The sequence below is a fragment of the Sporosarcina sp. ANT_H38 genome (genome assembly GCF_008369195.1).
Lineage (GTDB): Bacteria > Bacillota > Bacilli > Bacillales_A > Planococcaceae > Sporosarcina.
In genome coordinates, this window is sequence record NZ_VOBC01000001.1 from 1484286 (window position 1) to 1503549 (window position 19264).

Here is a 19264-nt window from a genome sequence, read left to right on the forward strand (position 1 = left end):
AAATTCCTCCTAAGGGCATCGTTCATTTTTATTTGTTTTATTTTATCGAAAGGATTGCTAGTGCCAACGAATACAGTTTACTTTCGGCACTATCTGTCCTCGATGTAAGGACAATTGGCGCTTTTGCACCTTGGATAATAGCACCCACTTTTGCGTTGGCAAAATACATTAATGATTTGTAGAGAATATTTCCTGCTTCGATATTCGGAACCAGAAGAATATCAGCTTTACCAGCAGTTTCTCCAATAATTCCTTTTTGAGCAGCGGCCTTTTCAGATACTGCATTATCAAGAGCAAGTGGACCGTCAACGATGCAACCCAAGATTTGACCGCGCCGATTCATGGCGACAAGTGATGCTGCGTCTGTTGTTGGTACCATGGCTGGATTGACAGTTTCAACGGCAGCAAGCGGTGCAACGATTGGTTCAGACACACCGCACGCATGTGCAGCAGCAACCGCATTACGAATGATTTGCGCTTTCGCTTCAAGGTCAGGTGCAATGTTCATTGCTGCATCTGTAACGAAAAGTAAACGGTTATATCCAGGAACTTCAAACGCTGCGACATGAGACAGTATTTTCCCTGTCTTCAAACCGTACTCTCCATTTAATACTGCCTTGAGAATGATGGAAGTGGCCAAGTTACCTTTCATCAGGACATGTGCCGACCCACTTGAAACCGCTTTCACAGAAAGGGTCGCTGCATTTATAGTATCCTCAGCATGATGAATACTAACTTTTTCACTATCTATTAAGTGCGGAAAATCTGTGTGCATCAAATCTTTTATCCGCTTTTCGTCATCAAAAAGCATGAATGACGCAATTCCTTTTGCAATTGCGACGCTAACAGCCTCAAGTACTTCTCGATCCGCAGCTGACGCGACAGCAACAACAGGACCTTTCTTCGAAGCTGCTTGTACGATTAGTGAGTCGAGTGTAATCATTGTTTCTCCTCCATTGACTAAATGTTACTTAAACGAGGCTGAATTTCTCAAGTTTATAATAAAGTGATCGAAGCGAAATACCAAGCCTGTTGGCCGTTAATGATTTGTTTCCATTATTTTCACGCAGTGCCGTTTCAAGAATGGTTTTTTCGTATTCATCCATAATCGAAGTTAGTGTGCTTTTTTCTGGAAGTGACTGTTCCTCTACTGGGTTTTCCCTAGATGAAAGAGATTTAACCACATCTTTCACACTAATAACGACTTCTCCTGAGTCCATATAAATCATAGCGCGGCTAATTACATTTTCGAGTTCTCGTACGTTTCCCGGCCAATCATATTGCTTCAGCCGTTCTTGCGCTTCATCGGTAATCTTTTCAATATTCATACCGAATTCCTGATTCAGTCTCACAAGCAAATGCCCTACGATTGATGGAATATCTTTTTTCCGAGATCGTAGCGGGGCAATTTGAATAGATAGTCGGTTTAAAACATAATAGAGCTCTTCAATGAATGTTCCCTCATGCATTGCTTTTTCTAAATTTTTAGAAGACGCCGCAATGATTCGGACGGACAAATGGACGGGGTAGGTTCCCCCATTTTTGAAGATCGTTCCGCTTTTTAAGTAGTTGAGCAATCTCTCTTGAATTACGATCGGCAAATCAGCCACTTCATCAAGGAACAGCGTCCCCTTTTCAGACTCTTTGAAAAGTCCTGGAGTACTATCATTCCCATTTTGAGAAAACCCTGATTCTTGTCCGAATAGTTCCGATTCTAATTTGGCTGGATGCATTGCAGAACAATTTACACGGATGAACTTATTGAACCGCCGTTCGCAGCTACTGTGAATGGCATGTGCAAATAATTCTTTTCCTGTTCCTGCTTCCCCACGAAGAAGGACCGGAACATCAGATTTGGCAGCTAATTTTGCCTGTTCAATTGAAATTTCAATATCAGCCGAACCGCCGAAGATATCATCAAAAGTATAAGTAGATTCGAGTTTCCGAATGATTGTACGCGCCCGATCTAGTTCTTTCATCAGGTTTCGCATTTCAGTTATGTCGTGAATGACTCCGACACTTCCCTTTACTTGATGATCTACTATGATTGGTGCAACATTGACAATTACTTCTCGGTTATTTTCACCGATACGCATATTAACACCACGAACCGGATTTCTCGACCTAAGCACTCTCATATGAATACTTTCACCTTCGTTTATATCTGCATTGGCAGGTTTTCCAATGACTTCATCTTCAGAAAGACCTGTAATTCGCGTATAAGCAGGGTTAACTAGAATCCCATAGCCTTTGTCATCGACGACTGAAATCGCATCGTCGCTTGAATGGATAATGGCTTCAAGCATCGTCTTTACTCTGTTTAAATCTGTAATTTCCTCCGCAAGTGCAACAACTTCCGTAATATCTTTAAACACTGCGAAAGCGCCAACCTTTTTTCCAGTAGAATCGAAGAGAGGATAACGGGAAGTGACGATTTTCAAGCCGTTTCCAAGAATCTGTTCCTCATTTAATTCCGCTTTACCTGAATTGAATACTCTTGGAAGCTCAGTCGTCGGGATTACTTCCGTAATCAGCTGTCCAACAGCTTCTTCAATTGGGAATCCGATTATTTTTGAGGCACTCTTATTGAAAAAATCAATAGTTCCTTTTTTATCGATTCCAATCATACCTTCTTCAACTGAATCAAAGATCATCCGTTGCTTATGCATTTCAGCATGGATACGCTTAATGTATGTATCGTTCTCCTCAAGAAGCTTTACAAGGAGATTCGCGACAGAACCAGGTATTAGTACGGTATGGTCAGGCCTCACTTTTAACAGTTCAGCGAATACAAACTCGTCGCCTGTTACATCGAAAATGATATGTAAATCATCAGTCAGATAATTTGTCCAATCCATTCCATACGCAATGCCTAGTTTTTTCGCAAGAATTATTCCTGGTGCTTGTTCATCCGTATCAATGATTGCGTTTACATTCATGAATTCTAAGTTTTGGAATAGGTCCAGTAGTATCGATCCGCCTGTCCCAGCCCCGACAATGAGAACGTTTTGCAAGGATGTTCATTCTCCTTTTTTAACCATGCAATCTTTTGCAATTACAACTATATCATACATGAAAGCTATGTTCTTGACAATGAAATTAGAGTAGGTAAAATTAGATTCGGTAAGGAGTTGGTGTATATGGCACGTCTAGCAGCGTTTATAGTCCTTCTAATACCCGGACTTTTTGCGGCCGGCGGTATAAAATTAATGCGAGATTCGATATTCGGAATATTATTTAATCCATTTCCATTCATTTGGCTTCAATTTATCGTAGGTTTTTTTCTGTTCTCAGGTGGCCTATGGTTTTTTGCGGGTTTTCTATTACGCCGCGACCGGAGAAAAGGACGCGTCCAAGAACGATTTAAGCAAAAGTGAAATTCAAGTGCGCTAATGAATGGTAGGCAAAATCACTACGCCCTCTCAAGGTGTTTAATCCTCCCCATTGCACGACCTACATCTTGTAGGCTCTATTTAGTTAAATAGAAAAAGGACCAGTCTTGGTCCTTTTTTTATTTATTGAATCGATCAGGGAAGTCCGTTATCCAACCGTCTATATACGAGGGTGGATTGAAAGTGATTGCTTCTGTTCCTTGCATTCCATAAACTCGAATCTTTTTTTCAGATTGAATAAGATTAGTCAAATATGGCTCTTTCAACAAGCGTTTGTGAAAATGGAAGCCATCTGCAGATGAATACTGTTTAAGATTAGTCCAATCTACGCTTTTCTTCCGGATAAGATATGCAGTTTCCATTCGCTCGTTCTCCTCTTTGACCAACTCAAGTAAGCGGTAGTCAAATGAAGAGATATGGACATCGTCAACAACGGAAACTATATCAATGATCAGTTTGATTAATTCAGGGCGGTCCGAAACAGTTTCTTTCAATTCCACATTGAGGGCTAAACTGTGTTTTTCGCAAAATGTCACCACTTCTATCAATGTCGGAATGTGGTGCCCAAAAAATATCCGTCTGCATTTCCTTCCAACACGAATTTCCGCCATTTCTGCACTTGTCATGAATGAAATTGACCTTCGAATACCTGCAAGCCTAGAAAGTTCTGGATCATGGATGACAATCGGCACCCCATCTTCAGTTAACTGTACATCTAGTTCTATTCCATCAGCGCCTTGATCGATGGCTTTCTCAAATGCTTTCATTGTATTTTCAAAGCAGATGCCTGATGCGCCCCGATGTGCAAAAACTGTCGGATTAAACATTCAGGACTCCATCGACGATTTCAAAAATACCTTTAGTGGTAACATGGAGTGTGGACGATTTGGAATTAACTTGGATGATTGTGCCTGGATTGGCTTCTCTCGTCACTTCGATTTGAGCAGGTACAGCTTGCTTAATTTTACGAATTCTCAGTTGAATCTCTTTGTCAAGTTCAGCTATAACCTTTCCGTTCGACTCAATCACTTCCAACATCTTTTCATATGCGTCTGCCTGAGGACCCCTCAATTGACTTTCGTTATTCCTAAATGGAAGGGCATGCTGTTCAAGTTTTCCGAATGTCTCTTGGTGTTCTTTTAGACTTTTTGCCATTTCTTGAATTTCCATATAAAGCAGTTCCTTGTCGATCCCTTTCGCACGAAGGATCGTCTTCCGTTCGTGGCTATTTCCTGCATATGCACATTCAATTTTATAAAGCACCTCAACTTCTCCACCAATAATTTTACCTTTGTTTTTATCGATAAATACAGATTCCGCTCTAACTTCCGTCCCAAGTAGATATAAGCCGACATGTACTTCTTTCCCGTACAATTTACAATTATTTGCATGTTTAACGAATATATTTCCTCGCGCTTCGACAATCGTCAATCCACCGCCGAAGATTCCTCCTTTTATGTAAACGTCTCCCTCTGACGACTGAATCTCCTTTGCATTCGTGATACCTTCATTTCCTTCAATAGAAATATCTCCTGTTGCATTTACTGAAAATCCGGCAAGTACTGTTCCATAAACAACAACACTCCCATCAAATGTTATCGAGCCTGTTTCAGGACCGACATCCCCGCTTACTACCAGTTGTTTTCCGACGCCAATCAAACCATCAATGCTTTCCAAAGCCCCTCCAAACGATGCCCGCAACACTAATTTATCCACATCTTGTTCTTCGTCCACTGATTTCCTGTCAAAGTAAATCTTAGCATCATTTCCCCGCTCAGCTGGAAGTTCGTTTCCGACCACATCCATGCCATTAACGCCCTCTTGCGTAGGTATTTTCTCACCAAGCCAATCACCTTGTTTAACAGGAGTAACGAAATTCATTTCAAAGTAATCAGCAGAACCGTCTTCACGAATCTCCGGCCTTCGTTCGGGTATTTCGATGTATGTTACGACTGCATCTTCACCTTTCTGAGGCTGTCTTCCAATAGCTGCGATAATGGGTTCACCCGGCTTAAACGGTTCTTCTAGCAATGCTTGCCTTCCATAAATAACTCCGGCATCATCAAGCACTTTTTCGGCTTGCTTTAAGATTGATTGTTTATTTTCTTCAAATTCCTTGGTTGATACATTTATGTAAAGTTGGGCCATCATTTTATCAGGCGCGATGGATACTTCTATAGCTGGGATCCAATTGCCTATTACATGTTCTTCTAGATCTGTAAGTGCTTTTCTTAAAACTGGGAAAGAAATAATTTTTATTCGTGGATGTTCTCGCGTTATTGTGTCGAATGATTTAAGTGGAAAACCATTCTTCTTGGTGCGCAATATAACTTTTTCCTCTTGTACCAAAAGATCAAAAAACTCATTTTGAATTAACACCGATTCGACATCCTCTCTCTCGTTCTCATTATAGAGCATACTTCACCATTTTATCAGATTAATAAATCTTTAATAACTAAAAAAACCTACCATACTAAAATAGATTCGAATAGTAGGCACAGCTGTTATCAAAACTAAATCTTTTTCGATTAGCCCGCCATTTGCTCAAGTCGAGTTTTATAGCGCCATGATAACGAATTCACTACTATATAGGTTGAATGAATCCTTGGAATACCACTTTGGGGATGCCTCCCACCAGTACCAGTTACCCGTTTGCGTCTATTTAAAATACCCCTAAATCGCAATTTAGGAAGGAGTTATCAATATAACTTGTTAAACAAATCATCAGCAAAATCTTACTTTGACATCCTAGGCTCCTCTTGGCGACACTAATTTCTATGTAGTTCGATTCTTATAATGCAAGCATATCCTTAGCCTTAATTTCACTCAGCCAATCCGGAAACTCTGTAAGCAACTTATCATATAGCTCTTCATCTGTAATATTCATAATGTCATCCACTTTAAAGAAATCAGCATTGTCTACATGTCTATCTTTAAGGTCGTCTAATTTCTGTAAGAAAGTAAACTCTTCTTTCCCAATTCCTACGAACTGCCAAAAGATTGGTTGAGTAGAGCTTTCACGCACAATTCTCGTTGCTTCTCTCTTATCAGAATTGTTCCCATCCGTTATAAAGAGTACAAAAGTGGGATATGCAGGCTTTTTAGGCACTTCAACTTTCTTCTTATTAAACAACCCACCCAGCAAACTCTTAGTAACAGGTTCTTGATCTACATTTAAAGCTATTCCGTACTTAGCTACGACATCTTCCATAACAGGAGCGTATTTCGTTGTACCGCTTACTCCCATATTATTATCTTTCACAAATGTAGCGTGATTCGCTTCTGTTGCAACACCTACGTAGTTTGATCCTTGGTTAAACTGGAAAACGTCAATTTCTTTATTAGCATCCATATTCATCCCAATAGCCAGAAGACGCTCAACAAGCTCCTGCACAGTTCCATTTTTGTACAACGTTCTCATTGAACCTGATTGATCGATTACGAGTACGATTTCAGCTTTAACACCATTTAGGTTCTTCTTTTCTAAAACGATACCCGCTTTTTTAGTTAAGTCGATTAAATTACCCATATCATATCAATCTCCCATTCTTTTTTTGCAGTATTTAATACAATGATTCTAAGCTATTATACCACCTTAGGTTCAAGTTAGGATTCATGGGGACGTATCCCCTTTCATTTATTTGATTCTCAACAATTCGAACATAAAAGAATCGGTGATTACGTAAATCTTTTTAGTAAGTGTGTGCGACTGCTCCAATAATTACTAAGTTTCGAGAAATACAAAAAAGTCAGCCCACACAATTATATAATGTGTTGGCTGACTTGTTGTTGCTTTTTAAATAGGAAGAACTAGATTTACAAATTAACCTAGTTCCGGAATTTCTTCGTAAGCCAACTTCATGATGATTTCTTCGTGTTTCGGATACTTCATTAAAAGTTCAGATTGTGTAAACAGTTCAAAGTCTTGGAATTCAAATCCGGGAGAAACCATACAACCTACCAGGGAGCAAGTATCTTCTTCCATAACGGATGACCCGAAGATTGAGTTTTTTGGAACTAGCGCTTGGGGCACTTCTCCATTATCCAAGTTCATCCCTAATTTGATTTCTTCATATTCTCCATTTTCATCAATGATGTGAATTGTTAATGGACTTCCAGCGTGATAATACCATAATTCATCCGATTTTAAACGATGGAAGTGAGAGACGTCATTTGAAGTTAATAGAAAGTAAATGCTCGTATACATTTTTCGTTTGCCTTCGAAATTGACAGTCAATTCTTGGTCAGACGTGTGTTCTTCTGACTCAAAAGTTCTTTTATAATAACCGCCTTCTGGATGAGGGAGGAGTCCGAGATTAGACACCCAGTATTGTGCATTACTATTCTTCATCATAAAATCCCTTCCTCTTATAAATTTCTAGTTATTTTTAGTTATTACCAAACAAATAAGCCTACAACCATAGCTGTTAAGCTAGAAACAAGGATACCACTTACTAGTAATAGCCATGTATATTTTGCGATAAATCTAGATTTCTTTTCGCCAAATAATGATTGCATACTTCCGAGAATGATTCCAATTGTCGCAAAGTTACAAAACGAAACAAGAAATGTTGAAGCAACAGCTTCTGTATGCGCATTGAAGCCCGAAAGCATTTCTTTTAAGTTGGTCATTGCAACAAATTCATTTAATACAATTTTCACTCCCATTAATTGACCGACTGAGAGTATTTGTGAAAATTCAACCCCCATTAATAAGCTTATTGGAGAGAAAATCAGACCAAAAATATTTTCAAGTGCAAGATCATCATGAATCAACCCCAAGAAACTGTTCGCAGCTGTAATAAGAGAAACAAATCCGATAAGCATCACTGCGATAATTAACGCTAATTTCCCACCAATCATCATGCTATTAGATATCACATCAAAGAAATTCCCTCTATCAGCTTTAGATGGTGTGTAGACAACATCCTCTTCTTTTGACACAGTGTACGGATTGATCAAAGAAGTAATAATAAGTGCTCCAATCGCGTTTAACGGAATTGCCGTTAACACATATTTCGGATCCAATAATTGCAAATATCCACCAAGCATCCCCGCACTTACGCAAGACATACTAATCATGGCTACCGTTAATAATCGTTTGTCACTCATTTTATTCAATTGATCTCTTGTGACTGCCAATGCTTCATTATTGCCTAAGAACATAACTTGTATTGCATAAAAACTTTCGAATCGAGGCATTTTAGTGATTTTAGATAAGACCCATCCGATGCTATTAATAATCAACGGTAAAACACGGAAATAGGTTAAAATATCAAAAAACGTTACGACAAAAATAATTGGCATTAGTACATTCATGAATAACGTGAAGGTCGAACCGTCGATTGGCGCAAACTCACCAAATACAAAGTTTACCCCTGACATCCCACTGCTAATTAGCCATAGGAAGAAATCAGAAACTAGCGTAATCACAGTTCCTCCAATATCAGTCGATAACATAAACCAGGTAGTAATTAACTGTAATACAAATAAGATAATAAGGGGCTTATATGTAATTCCCCTTTTATTAAATGACAAAAGAAAGGCAAGACCAAGTACAGATAAAATACCAATAATATTAATAATAAAATACATCCGCTTCTACTCCCTTTACATAAAAATATTTCAACCATATAACTTTAAAAAATAAAAAAGACCCAAGAAATATTATCCACTTAAAATGAGTGAACAATATTTCTTGGGTCGTTTAAATAGCCGATGATCCTAATGAGCTACATTCAGGAAAATCAAACACAAGAAAATATTGTTACCCATAGTCGATCCTTTACGGGGATCGGTAGAAACTTGCAGGCCATATTCCTGCGATTATATGAGTAAAATACTATTATTTTATAAAGTTACTTTAAGATTGTATCAAAAACTCTTATATTTGAAAAGCTTTTTAGAGATATCAATAAATCGAAAGTATATTCAATAAATAATAAATATTATTATTATTAAGTTAAATAACCCAATTTTAGCTTTTACATGCTTTTAAGGAAGAAAATTGCTTGGTTTATCCATCAGTTAAAATGCTTTCATACCAACGTTAACTCGCCATATACTCAAGCCGGATTTTATCAGCAATCAATGGGATGGATTCTGAACATATTTCACACGCCTGTTGATTAACCAGAATTAACCAGCAAACAACTTGATCATACAAGATGTTTCATTTACGTTTGTCATTGGATCGTTTCAGACTGAACGACTTCTATTTGATTTGAATGTTAATCAAAAAGTTAGTACAAACGTTCGAACAAGGTTATAATTGTGGTAAATTAAAGCCAAAGGAGTCTTGCCTTATGAGTCAAAGAGTTCCCTACAATGATGTTGCACCCGAAGGTATGAAAATTATGATGGATATGGAGAAGTACACTAAGCAGTCTACAATTAATAGAACTACTAGAGAGTTAATCAAAATCAGAGCCTCTCAAATTAATGGCTGTGCATTCTGCATTGATATGCATTCATCCGATGCTCGTAAGATGGGTGAAACTGAACAACGAATTTATTGTTTGAGTGCTTGGAAAGAATGCACTTTTTATACACCGAAGGAGAAAGTTGCTCTGGAACTGTCTGAGCATATTACGCTAATCCCTACCAAAAGAGTTCCTGACGATCTGTACAAGCGAGTACGTGAACAATATGACGAGAAACAATATGTTGACCTTGTTCTAATCATCAATCAAATCAACAGTTGGAATAGAATTTCTATTGCAATGGGTAATATCGCAACTGAAAAATAATTACTCTCAACGAACATCTTTTGATGTTCGTTTTTCCATCTCCTTTTACTGCGCAGTAAAAGTGAATTTCTTCAACATCTACAATTGCGAAGCTTACAAGACTGTAATAACAGTCTCACCTAATAAAATAGTGAACATTTCAAGGATGTTTTAAGATACAAAGTGAAAATAAAAAACCGCTACTGAAAGGTGAATGTTATAAAAAAATCTTGTAAAGCGCTTATCTATATTTTGTGGTGCCATGTTATTACTCGCTGGCGGATACATATTCACTATTATGGATTACGGTACACCAGCTGAATTTGGCGAAGAAGTTTGGACCGAAACTAAGGAATTAGCTGAACAAGTGACTATCAAACACTTTAAAAATAAAAAAAATATGGATATCGTGATTAAAGATATAAGTCACTCAGGCGAATACGCAACACCCGAAATTTACATAGATGGACATGTTGCTGGCGATGAACAACAGAAATTCTCTGCTATCGTAAGTTCTTCCAACGACTATGAAGTCACATGTAAAAACTAAAATGTGATATCATCGTATTCTATGAATAATTATTAACAAAGCGAAAGCCGATCAGTACGTCTAGTTCCAACTATTTCTTCGTTTAATAACGTTCTTTACTACTCCTATATCACCAGATGACTATGATAAAGACTGTTGATTATTTTTAATCAGTGGTCTTTTTAGTTATATTGTGTATTACTCCTCTTGTTTGGTTGGTAAATAACCGATTCCCCTTGCAAATTCCAGTATCGACTCCATTACTTCCTCTTCGTATCCCCAGTGCCGACAATATAGACCACCTACCCGTTATCATGATTAAAATTATCGTCACCATTGATGAAGTCCTTGAAGTCGTTATCCAAGCCCCACATCGTACCGCCGCTAGTAAAATACATTCTTTGAACTTCTGTTTTAGTAGCGGCACCTTACTTCATTCTCAACGGAACCCCTGTATAATGATCCACATAAACAATGCCCGGCCATCTTAAACAAAATACGCAAAGCGTTTGTGTTTTTTCGAGAATAAAAACTCTCTCCCGTTTTCAGCTATTTTTTCAATGAGTTTATTGATGATCATGATGCGTTCATGCTTATTTCTTTTCATAACCTCTCCAATTCTCCATTTGTTCGAATTGTGTACTATTTCCCAATCAATCTATAACCACATTTACAACGTTATTTTTTACGATCACACACTAAATTACATCATTTAATTGTGCTGTAATAAATGCGCATATTTTATTAACAGGACAAATTACCAGAACAAAATCTAGTATTTAATGATATAATATCCAGTCTATGAAATTTCGATAATGAAGGAGGAACCCGACATGATTACTCTCAGAAAAATCACACTAGAAAACCGGCGTGCCATCTTTAAATTGGAAGTTTCAGAAGACCAACGTCGCTTCGTTGCGTCCAATCTATCAAGCGTGGCTTCGTGCTACGTCCTTGCAACCAATGGGGGACAACCATTTCCGTTTGCTATTTATTCCAATGAGTAGCCCGTTGGATTTGTTATGCTGACCTATGGAATCACCGGATACGAACTCCCATCAATCGAAGACGACGGGTATTGCATCGTGCGACTGATGATTGACAAGCAATACCAGAACCAAGGATACGGTCGAGAAGCTATGAAAAAAGTATTGGAATTTATCCGTACCTTTCCGGCTGGTCCTGCAAATTACTGCTGGACCTCTTATGAAGCCAATAACGTCGTTGCTAAAAAGCTTTATGAAAGCTTCGGCTTCCATGACAACGGTGAAATCTTCCACAACGAACCAATAACTGTATTGCACCTCTAATTTGTGCCTCTCCATGATATAGGAATCGTTAATTTCATCAATTTCTGCGTTCTTATGATTGAACTAGAGGGTATGATTGCTGGCGAAGTGAGTTTCCCTCTCTCTCATCCTCCTTACATCACAGTTTGTGTCTACTACGCTTTATATTTCCACTATATTGCTGACCCATTTCCCTTATTAAAACATTAATTATTTAATTACTTTTCATGTATCAATCATAAGCATATAATTTAAGAATTAAAAGATATTTTTTGCTTTTATTTCTCTTTTTTGGAGGCAATATGACTGATTTAACAGAACAACCATTGACTACTATACTAACTCAATTAACATTTAGCCCTCTGTATATTCTCACAGTAATAGTAGCTCTTGGTGTACTTATTTTCTTACGAAGTGAAAAGGGTTGCTTAATGTTTTTTTTATAAAATTTTCGCTGTCGGTCACATTATCATTTATCTCCTAGCTATGTATTTTCATTTAACAAACCGGAATTGATACATTATTCGGGCCCACTACTAAATACATCTCTATTTATTGATTTCCTTCTCTGCTAATTCTGTTACTAAATCATAAGACAACTGCGATAAAGACCACTGATTATTTTTTAATCAGTGGTCTTTTTTTGTCGTTATCTCTTCGCTTTATATTCGTACTGTCTATGAAGCTCTGCCTAAAATACCCTTTGCTTTCTTAAATGCAAGCGCATCATAAGAGAAGTTTAATTTACTGTAACTGCGAGTTTTTGATTGTATGGATCGTAACCTTGGCAGCCTTCGCAATTTAATTGATGCTGAAATCTTTCTTCTCTACACCATTTTGAGAGTTTACTTAAGCAAACTCTTTTTTGATATTTAAATAAGAATCATCAAGGAACCAAAAAATAATAATAAAAAGTACATAGAATATTAAGGTATAGACAATCATACATTTAATCAAAGTTGTTGTTTGTATTAGATAGCAAATTATTGTAGAGGGGGATAGCTATGAGCAATGAATTTGTTTTACTGGCACCGACAGCTTTTCAAGTGTTTAAAGCAGGTGAGTCGAATCCAAAAAAAGTAAAGCGGATTGTTTATGGACAAGCTACATCAGACGCGAATGGTATAGCCACACTTTATTTCACAGAAAACGGATTGGCTAATGGCAAAACATTTTTAACAACTATTGACTATGCAGTATCAAGCGTATATTCCACAAATCCTTCGATAAATGCAAGACCGAGAGTACAAATGCGCGAGAAGAATGTTACCGCAAAGTATGTCTCTGCTAATGTTACAAACACTAGCAGTATAGTAGTTCTAGGAATTAATGTATTAGGTTCAGAAAATCCAGTGAGTGGAATTCTTGTAGATTTTATGATTTTAGGTAGTTTTGATAGTTAAGTGAAAGCGACAAAGAGTTTGAAAGAATTGGATTAATAATGGTTGTTCGAAATTTTTGGTCACAATTTCCTCTAAGCTTTAAATTATTCGCCAGATAGATATTATTTTGCTTGGTTAGCAAATTGGATTTAAGGAATTCACTATTCATTACCAAACCCCCTTCCACCTTTTTTGAATTATCTATTTTCAAAACGTTGTATTAATCTTTCAAAATTGTGAGCCAATACATTTTACTTCTACGCTTCCCGAACTGTGGTTTAAAATCTATCACTGATAGTATCTCGCCCCAATAGATTTGTTCTTCATTCTATTTGAAAATTAGTGTACCGCTCCGTTTCAAAACCCTGATGCACTCGATAAATCCTTGTTTCATATCATTTGATCTACTTTTTTCAAATACTCCGTACTTCTTACCTAACCACGAATACTCCCCAACCTTTAACAAATATGTTGGATCTAATACTATTAAATAAAAACTACTATCAGAGAATGGAATATCACGGAAAACTACTATACTGTCATAGTTTACTTCTAATGTGCGACCATCACATAATGTGGCGCTTAGTTCACGTTTATCCATGTAGATTGCACTTTCGTGTTGCATATGGAACCAAAACATGAATCTAAAATACGTTCAATCTATTTCTACACCTACTCATTTTGAGTCTACTCCCTATGTACGAACTGTCTAATTCCCTAACAATCAAAAGGATATATTATTACAATTCGGTAACAAACTGGTAACAATTAGCCGATAATGTTTACTTAATTATTTTTTGATGAGACAATTCCTTTAGAACAAATCAATTGTTAATGTCATAAATCGGAGGTGATTCATGTTTGTAATCATACGAGACAACGATGGTGTAACAGAGATTTTAAAGGAATCTAGCACTCAGTCGGACAAAACTTTTACCGATTACTACGCGGCAGACTTGTTAGTGCAACAACTGAATCAAAACGTAATCCCCTCCAAAAATTGGAGTGTTTCTGAAAAATTACACTAAGTAGCTCAACAAGCGGTTAGCTACTTAGCCTCTATCTCTGATTTTCATTAAATAAATTTTCTACCAATATGTAGCTATTTTACAAGATAACCATGATAAAGGTTGATGATTATTTGTAATCAGCGGTCTTTTTGATTGAACTGAATAGCTACCTAAATACCGACAGCTGTTTTCACCTCGAATTTTCTTCACACGTCTCTGGTGAATTGGACCTGACCAATGTATCAGTGAATCATAGGAAAACCGAATTTCCACAACAACACGTGTCGACCTTGATCAGATAACGAAACTTGTCGCCATTTCCTGTTTCCCGCTTCATTTTTCACCTGATAAACCCCACATTTCAATGCTTGTTCTACTTGTGGCCCACTCATTTCGACAGCTTCGTTCAGCCTCAACCCCATTGTCCCTGCCAATTGCATCACGGCTCACACATTAGCAGCTGTTTCAGTGCCTCTCCCATCGTCTTCAGCCCTTTCTCGTACGAACCTTCTGTATATCGTTATATTCGCGTTCTGTCCACGCTCTATCTCCTTTTACCGCTGGCGTTTTCTCTTATAGGATAAAAAATGTATCTTTCAGTCCTTTATTATCGGGAATTTCATGTTTGACTTTCGAATTCTTGTCTTGCATATAGCGAATTGCACCAAGGTCGTTTTTGAGCGTTTTCGGTGCAACTTCCTCTGTTTGTCGTTGTTGGATTTAAGCCACTAAATGTTTATCTTGTAAATTCCGCAAGTTTTCAGCTTGAATTCCTCGTCTAAAAACCCGACGAAGTTCCGACAGCTGCTTTCGTATCTGGCACGAATACAGAAGGAGTTTGCTCTTGTATGTCGATATACTTTCTCCATCCGTGCCATGATTGGTGACTTTCCATTTGTCATTTTCAACTCCCTTTCACCCCCAAAAAATGCATAGCTCACACGTCGGTATTTTCAGGATTCCCTCGTCGAAGGCTAAAACAAAAACATATAACCTGTGCCAACGGTATTTAGGGGTCTGTTTTCGGTTCTTGGGTACTGTTTTTGTTTCCTTTTAACTCTCATGTAGACTCAGTTGATATAACATCCGTTCACGGAAGTAGTTAACTTTATTACTCAATAAGAAAAAGCAACCCGTTAGTTTAACAAGGAATCTAATCTTCTTCTCTTATATTCGTTATTCAATTGAATTAGCAATTTCAACTAATGTATCAGCGGTTACCTTAGATACCCTTTTATCGATTCCAAGCATATATTGCCAATTACCATCTTCGAAAACAAAAAAATTAAATAATTGATGTTCAACATAAATAGCTTTCTGTCCATTTTTAAGTGTATAGACTTTCTGATTGCCTCTATTCTTAAAAGTTATTTTATTTTTCAAGGGACGAATATCAATTTTATAATTATTTACTGTTACCTTTTCATTCACTAACTTGATTTCCAGTAAATCATTGATGTCATATTTGTTATCTTCATTAAATCTTCCGAACTGGAGGGTGAAAGGAATAGATGGCTTGATTTCCGGCAATTTCACATCTTGTTTAAAGTGATTTTCAAATTCCTTAACTGCTTTTTCAACAGATATATATCCAAATTGGGCGTAACTTTCTTCAAGAGATGGGGGGGTATCGTTTGGGTTTGCAAATATCATTTCATTAGCTGAAAAACAAATGGAGATACATATTATTGAAAATAAAAGATGAGTTTTTTTTTGCATTTGCCACACACCCTTATTCTTTTAATAAATAGCTTTCCCATTAACAGAAAATATATTACTCTTCTCCAACTAATCTGCCCCGTTGAACAAGTCGCTACATGAGAGATCAATCTTCAAACCATTGAACGACCTTGTATACGCCATGCACACCAGGTTGACATAGCGCCAGTTCACGGGAGTAGTTAATTGCCTTACTCAATAAGAAAAGCTGCCATGTAAAGGGCAGCCGATTGTTCCCTTTTTTGATATTTAAATACTTTTATCACCTTTTCGGACACCACTTCTTAAATATTATTCCAGATAAGTTTCCGTTGAATATTCAATACCTTCTTCACCAACGAATTTCCTAGGTGCTATTTTTTTCAAGGTATAAGTGAACCCTTGCTTGCCAGTCACTTTGATTGTATACGTATCATTTTTCTTTTTAATACTATACTTGGTAAACTCTCCTGCTACTAAAGGTACCTCTTTTATTTTATACCTCTTTAAGATTTCTTCACTCAGGTCTGGATCGTAACTACTACTTTGGAAACGATCCTCAATCACGAGTGAATTTTTACTGAATATAATTTCATAATAAGTTGTGCTAGTTTGACTCGTTTGTCTCAAAAAGACGCCGTCCCAGGAAGCCGTGACATCCGTTATATGCTCCCCTTTTCCAGAAGACTCGCCAGTACCAATATATTCATTGTTGAACAAAACGAATATACCAGTGCAGACGGAGAATAAAACGACAAGTGAAACGATGGTTGGAAGCCATGTTTGGATGCGATTTGCTTTTTTATTGCAGCTCGGTTGGAAAATCCGACGGTGCAAGTTTTCTTTTTGTGTTGAGGAGGGACGGAATGATTGGCCAAGCACTTCCAACTCTTTCGTTATTTCATCATCGGATAAGTGTTTCATTTGTAAATCCTCCTTTCTCCAATTCCTTTTTAAATACGGCAATTGCCCGCGACAGACTCATTTTCACTTTCCCTTCTGAACAATGTAAGATGGATGATGCTTCTTTTGTGGAAAATCCCTGAATCTTTCGCAATATGATCACTTGCTGGTAGCTAGGCTTTAACCGATGGAGTGATTCATAAAATTGTTTTTGCTGCGAATTAAGAAGTGCAATCTCTTCCGGTGATGTATTGTGCTTGGAACTGAGGATATTCGTATCGAAATAATACGTTAAGGGGTTTTTCTTTCTGAAATAGCTCATCGTTGTCGTATACGCAATCCGAAAAATCCATGTTTTTATGGAAGACTGTTCCTTGAATTGATGTTCGTTCGCAATGACCTTCAAAAATGTCTCTTGTGTTAGGTCTTCGGCGGTATGAGGATCTTTGACTTGTAATAAGATGTAACTGTAGATGGAACCAAAATAGTCATTAAACCATTTCTCACTGGACATCTCTTTCACCTCTCTTCCCTTACTAACTACTTAGACGCAATCCATTAAAATCCGTAACGGTTATTATCATATCGGTATTAACATTACTTGTTAAAGGACCTTGCATACTCCATACATAACAGGTTAACATAACACCGATTCTCGGCAGTTTGTTAAGACAGGTAACCCTTTGTAATGCCTCTGCCCCCCCTTATTGCCCTCGGCGTTCTTTATGCACGGAAACTATACATCGTTGAGTTAACGGGCTTTCTGGTGAAAGCTAAGCCTGTCTAAACGAATAGATATGCAGGTTTCAATTTATCTACAAGAAGGCAAAAAATATGTATTTTATAATCGAAATGTTTCTTCCCCAATAAAAAATAGCTACCGAAGTAGCTAGCTCAATAGTATTTATATATTTACAACCAATTAATATGAGATTGAACCAAAACTTATACTTTTCTCACTAGATAGACCACATCCTTTTAATTGGACAAGTCTTCCACCGTAATCTATATCAACAGAAGTTAATTCTTCACACATAAATTGTCTTACAAATTCTTTCTCCGAGGTAAATTCTTTTACTTGAATTTCTGATTTCTGTCGGTGCAAGTCGTAGATCTCTACTTCAGTTATTATTTTCATCTCGTTGCTGTTCTTTTCAATAAAAGAAGATACTGCAGCATGATTTTCTGTGTTTAGTTCATATGGATTAGTAAAATCCACTAGAAGTGGCTTAGACGTCTGAATATTTATAAAAATAGTGAGTGAGAGGATTATTATTAACGTTGTTGTGAGAATTATTAAAATCAAATTCACCATTACTTTAGTCGGATTGATATCCGGCTCTCCTTTTTGCTCGTTTGTCACGATAAGAATCTCCTTGTTATCGAGTTTGTTAAATTTGTGTAATGTATTTTAGTTCCTTTTACAAATTATCATGTAATTGTACGGTGTTCTTTGTTAGTTTTTCAACTTGTCCACCTTTACCACTAATCTTTAAATGAAGCTGTTTATAGATTTAATGTTAATATATTTGACTGAAAAATTACTAGACCGGACGGCACAACATTTGGAAGCGGAACTTTAGCACCCGGGAGATGCATCACAGATAAAGTAAATAATTCTTATCCTAACATGGCAATAGGGACGTATAAATTCTCTTTTGTTGTTTTGTCCCACTTTAGATATAACTCGTTAGTCTTATTTCATTTCATTCAGCTATCCAATCAACATTCCACGTTCCTGTGGGTAATGTTTCATTCCCGATCCATCTAGCTCATCCTAAAGCTACTGTAACCTCAAGATGATAGTTACATCCATTAAAGACTTTAAGATGCTCTAGAATGGATCCTGTGACCTCATGTTAATATTTTAAGCTTGTACTTCGATGACACCAAGTACAATCAATAATTACTATCTTTCCTCATCAATTAATAAAGTTGATTCTTGTCTCTCTGTTATCTTATCGTTCTTAAAGCACTCAGGAAGGATTTCTACTTTTGCATGACTTCGCTTTATGCCTCTTTACATTTTAAAAGGTTGATAGCTTGCTAAACGAAATTGAAGCATCGATTTGTACTACTTGTCCGTTTTGATCACGAGTGTTCATCTTTCAACATTTATAGAATACTTTGATATAACGAACATAATTATTTATGGTTGCTGAAGAAACTGTCTTTTTTCAGGTCAATTTATACCATTAGGATCATTAATCTTTCGACTCTTCTCATTACCAACAACTGTGTAATCCCCTTTCTTTCGAACTTACTTGACGCATTGTCGAATACGGGCCGCTTTTACCTTATCTGATTCATAAGTCTCGAGTTCACTCTTTACA

General features: G+C 37.1%; 17 protein-coding genes, 1 pseudogene and 1 riboswitch. Of the genes and pseudogenes, 5 read left to right on the top strand and 13 right to left on the bottom strand.

Annotated features, from left to right (window positions below):
* Positions 1-37 precede the first annotated feature (37 nt).
* The gene (gene yqiS, locus FQ087_RS06995) at positions 38-940 is read right to left on the bottom strand and encodes a phosphate butyryltransferase (protein WP_370456067.1); all 903 of its coding nucleotides are present in this window, start codon (positions 938-940) and stop codon (positions 38-40) included.
* Between the two features lie 31 nt (positions 941-971).
* Positions 972-3014, bottom strand: coding sequence for a sigma 54-interacting transcriptional regulator (locus FQ087_RS07000; RefSeq protein ID WP_149579768.1), 2043 nt, complete (start codon positions 3012-3014; stop codon positions 972-974).
* 126 nt (positions 3015-3140) lie between these two features.
* Between FQ087_RS07000 and FQ087_RS07005 the strand changes: the two genes are divergently transcribed.
* Positions 3141-3377, top strand: a complete 237-nt coding sequence (locus tag FQ087_RS07005; RefSeq protein WP_149579769.1) for a DUF2627 domain-containing protein — start codon at positions 3141-3143, stop codon at positions 3375-3377.
* Between the two features lie 134 nt (positions 3378-3511).
* Here the strand turns inward: FQ087_RS07005 and FQ087_RS07010 are convergent, their stop codons facing one another.
* The 5 genes from FQ087_RS07010 to FQ087_RS07030 form a co-directional block, all read right to left on the bottom strand.
* A complete protein-coding gene (locus FQ087_RS07010; protein WP_149579770.1) occupies positions 3512-4219 on the bottom strand; it encodes a glycerophosphodiester phosphodiesterase in 708 nt (235 codons plus the stop codon).
* Positions 4212-5771: a flagellar assembly protein A gene (locus FQ087_RS07015; RefSeq protein WP_188006663.1), complete on the bottom strand. Its 1560-nt coding sequence runs from the start codon at positions 5769-5771 to the stop codon at positions 4212-4214. Before FQ087_RS07015 ends, FQ087_RS07010 begins: the two co-directional genes overlap by 8 nt.
* A gap of 412 nt (positions 5772-6183) precedes the next feature.
* Positions 6184-6921 (bottom strand): VWA domain-containing protein, encoded by a 738-nt coding sequence (locus tag FQ087_RS07020; protein WP_149579772.1) that lies wholly within the window; start codon positions 6919-6921, stop codon positions 6184-6186.
* Between the two features lie 294 nt (positions 6922-7215).
* Complete coding sequence (locus FQ087_RS07025) at positions 7216-7743, bottom strand: cupin domain-containing protein (RefSeq protein WP_149580789.1); 528 nt, start codon at positions 7741-7743, stop codon at positions 7216-7218.
* Positions 7744-7787: 44 nt separating this feature from the next.
* Positions 7788-8987 carry a NupC/NupG family nucleoside CNT transporter gene (locus tag FQ087_RS07030; protein ID WP_149579773.1) on the bottom strand — a complete coding sequence of 400 codons (1200 nt, stop codon included), beginning with the start codon at positions 8985-8987 and terminating at the stop codon, positions 7788-7790.
* A 159-nt stretch (positions 8988-9146) separates the two neighbouring features.
* Positions 9147-9246: riboswitch (purine riboswitch) on the bottom strand.
* A gap of 451 nt (positions 9247-9697) precedes the next feature.
* Between FQ087_RS07030 and FQ087_RS07035 the strand changes: the two genes are divergently transcribed.
* The 4 genes and pseudogenes from FQ087_RS07035 (at position 9698) to FQ087_RS07055 (ending at position 13341) form a co-directional block, all read left to right on the top strand.
* Positions 9698-10141, top strand: a complete 444-nt coding sequence (locus tag FQ087_RS07035; RefSeq protein ID WP_149579774.1) for a carboxymuconolactone decarboxylase family protein — start codon at positions 9698-9700, stop codon at positions 10139-10141.
* 277 nt (positions 10142-10418) lie between these two features.
* Positions 10419-10670 (top strand): hypothetical protein, encoded by a 252-nt coding sequence (locus tag FQ087_RS07040; RefSeq protein ID WP_149579775.1) that lies wholly within the window; start codon positions 10419-10421, stop codon positions 10668-10670.
* 812 nt (positions 10671-11482) lie between these two features.
* Positions 11483-11959 (top strand): annotated as a pseudogene (locus FQ087_RS07050) (GNAT family N-acetyltransferase).
* A 983-nt stretch (positions 11960-12942) separates the two neighbouring features.
* A complete protein-coding gene (locus tag FQ087_RS07055) occupies positions 12943-13341 on the top strand; it encodes a hypothetical protein (protein WP_149579776.1) in 399 nt (132 codons plus the stop codon).
* A gap of 307 nt (positions 13342-13648) precedes the next feature.
* On the opposite strand, the gene FQ087_RS07060 is transcribed toward FQ087_RS07055, so the two are convergent.
* The 6 genes from FQ087_RS07060 to FQ087_RS07085 all read right to left on the bottom strand — a co-directional run bounded on the left by FQ087_RS07060 (position 13649) and on the right by FQ087_RS07085 (position 18294).
* Positions 13649-13921: a hypothetical protein gene (locus FQ087_RS07060; RefSeq protein WP_370456041.1), complete on the bottom strand. Its 273-nt coding sequence runs from the start codon at positions 13919-13921 to the stop codon at positions 13649-13651.
* A 651-nt stretch (positions 13922-14572) separates the two neighbouring features.
* Positions 14573-14770, bottom strand: coding sequence for a hypothetical protein (locus FQ087_RS07065; protein WP_149579777.1), 198 nt, complete (start codon positions 14768-14770; stop codon positions 14573-14575).
* A 736-nt stretch (positions 14771-15506) separates the two neighbouring features.
* Positions 15507-16049 carry a carbon monoxide dehydrogenase gene (locus tag FQ087_RS07070; protein ID WP_149579778.1) on the bottom strand — a complete coding sequence of 181 codons (543 nt, stop codon included), beginning with the start codon at positions 16047-16049 and terminating at the stop codon, positions 15507-15509.
* Positions 16050-16340: 291 nt separating this feature from the next.
* Positions 16341-16952, bottom strand: coding sequence for a hypothetical protein (locus FQ087_RS07075; RefSeq protein WP_149579779.1), 612 nt, complete (start codon positions 16950-16952; stop codon positions 16341-16343).
* The gene (locus FQ087_RS07080; RefSeq protein WP_149579780.1) at positions 16933-17445 is read right to left on the bottom strand and encodes an RNA polymerase sigma factor; all 513 of its coding nucleotides are present in this window, start codon (positions 17443-17445) and stop codon (positions 16933-16935) included. The genes FQ087_RS07075 and FQ087_RS07080 overlap by 20 nt, the downstream gene beginning before the upstream one ends.
* A gap of 408 nt (positions 17446-17853) precedes the next feature.
* Entirely contained in the window at positions 17854-18294 is a 441-nt protein-coding gene (locus FQ087_RS07085; RefSeq protein ID WP_149579781.1) for a hypothetical protein, read from the bottom strand.
* Positions 18295-19264 lie beyond the last annotated feature (970 nt).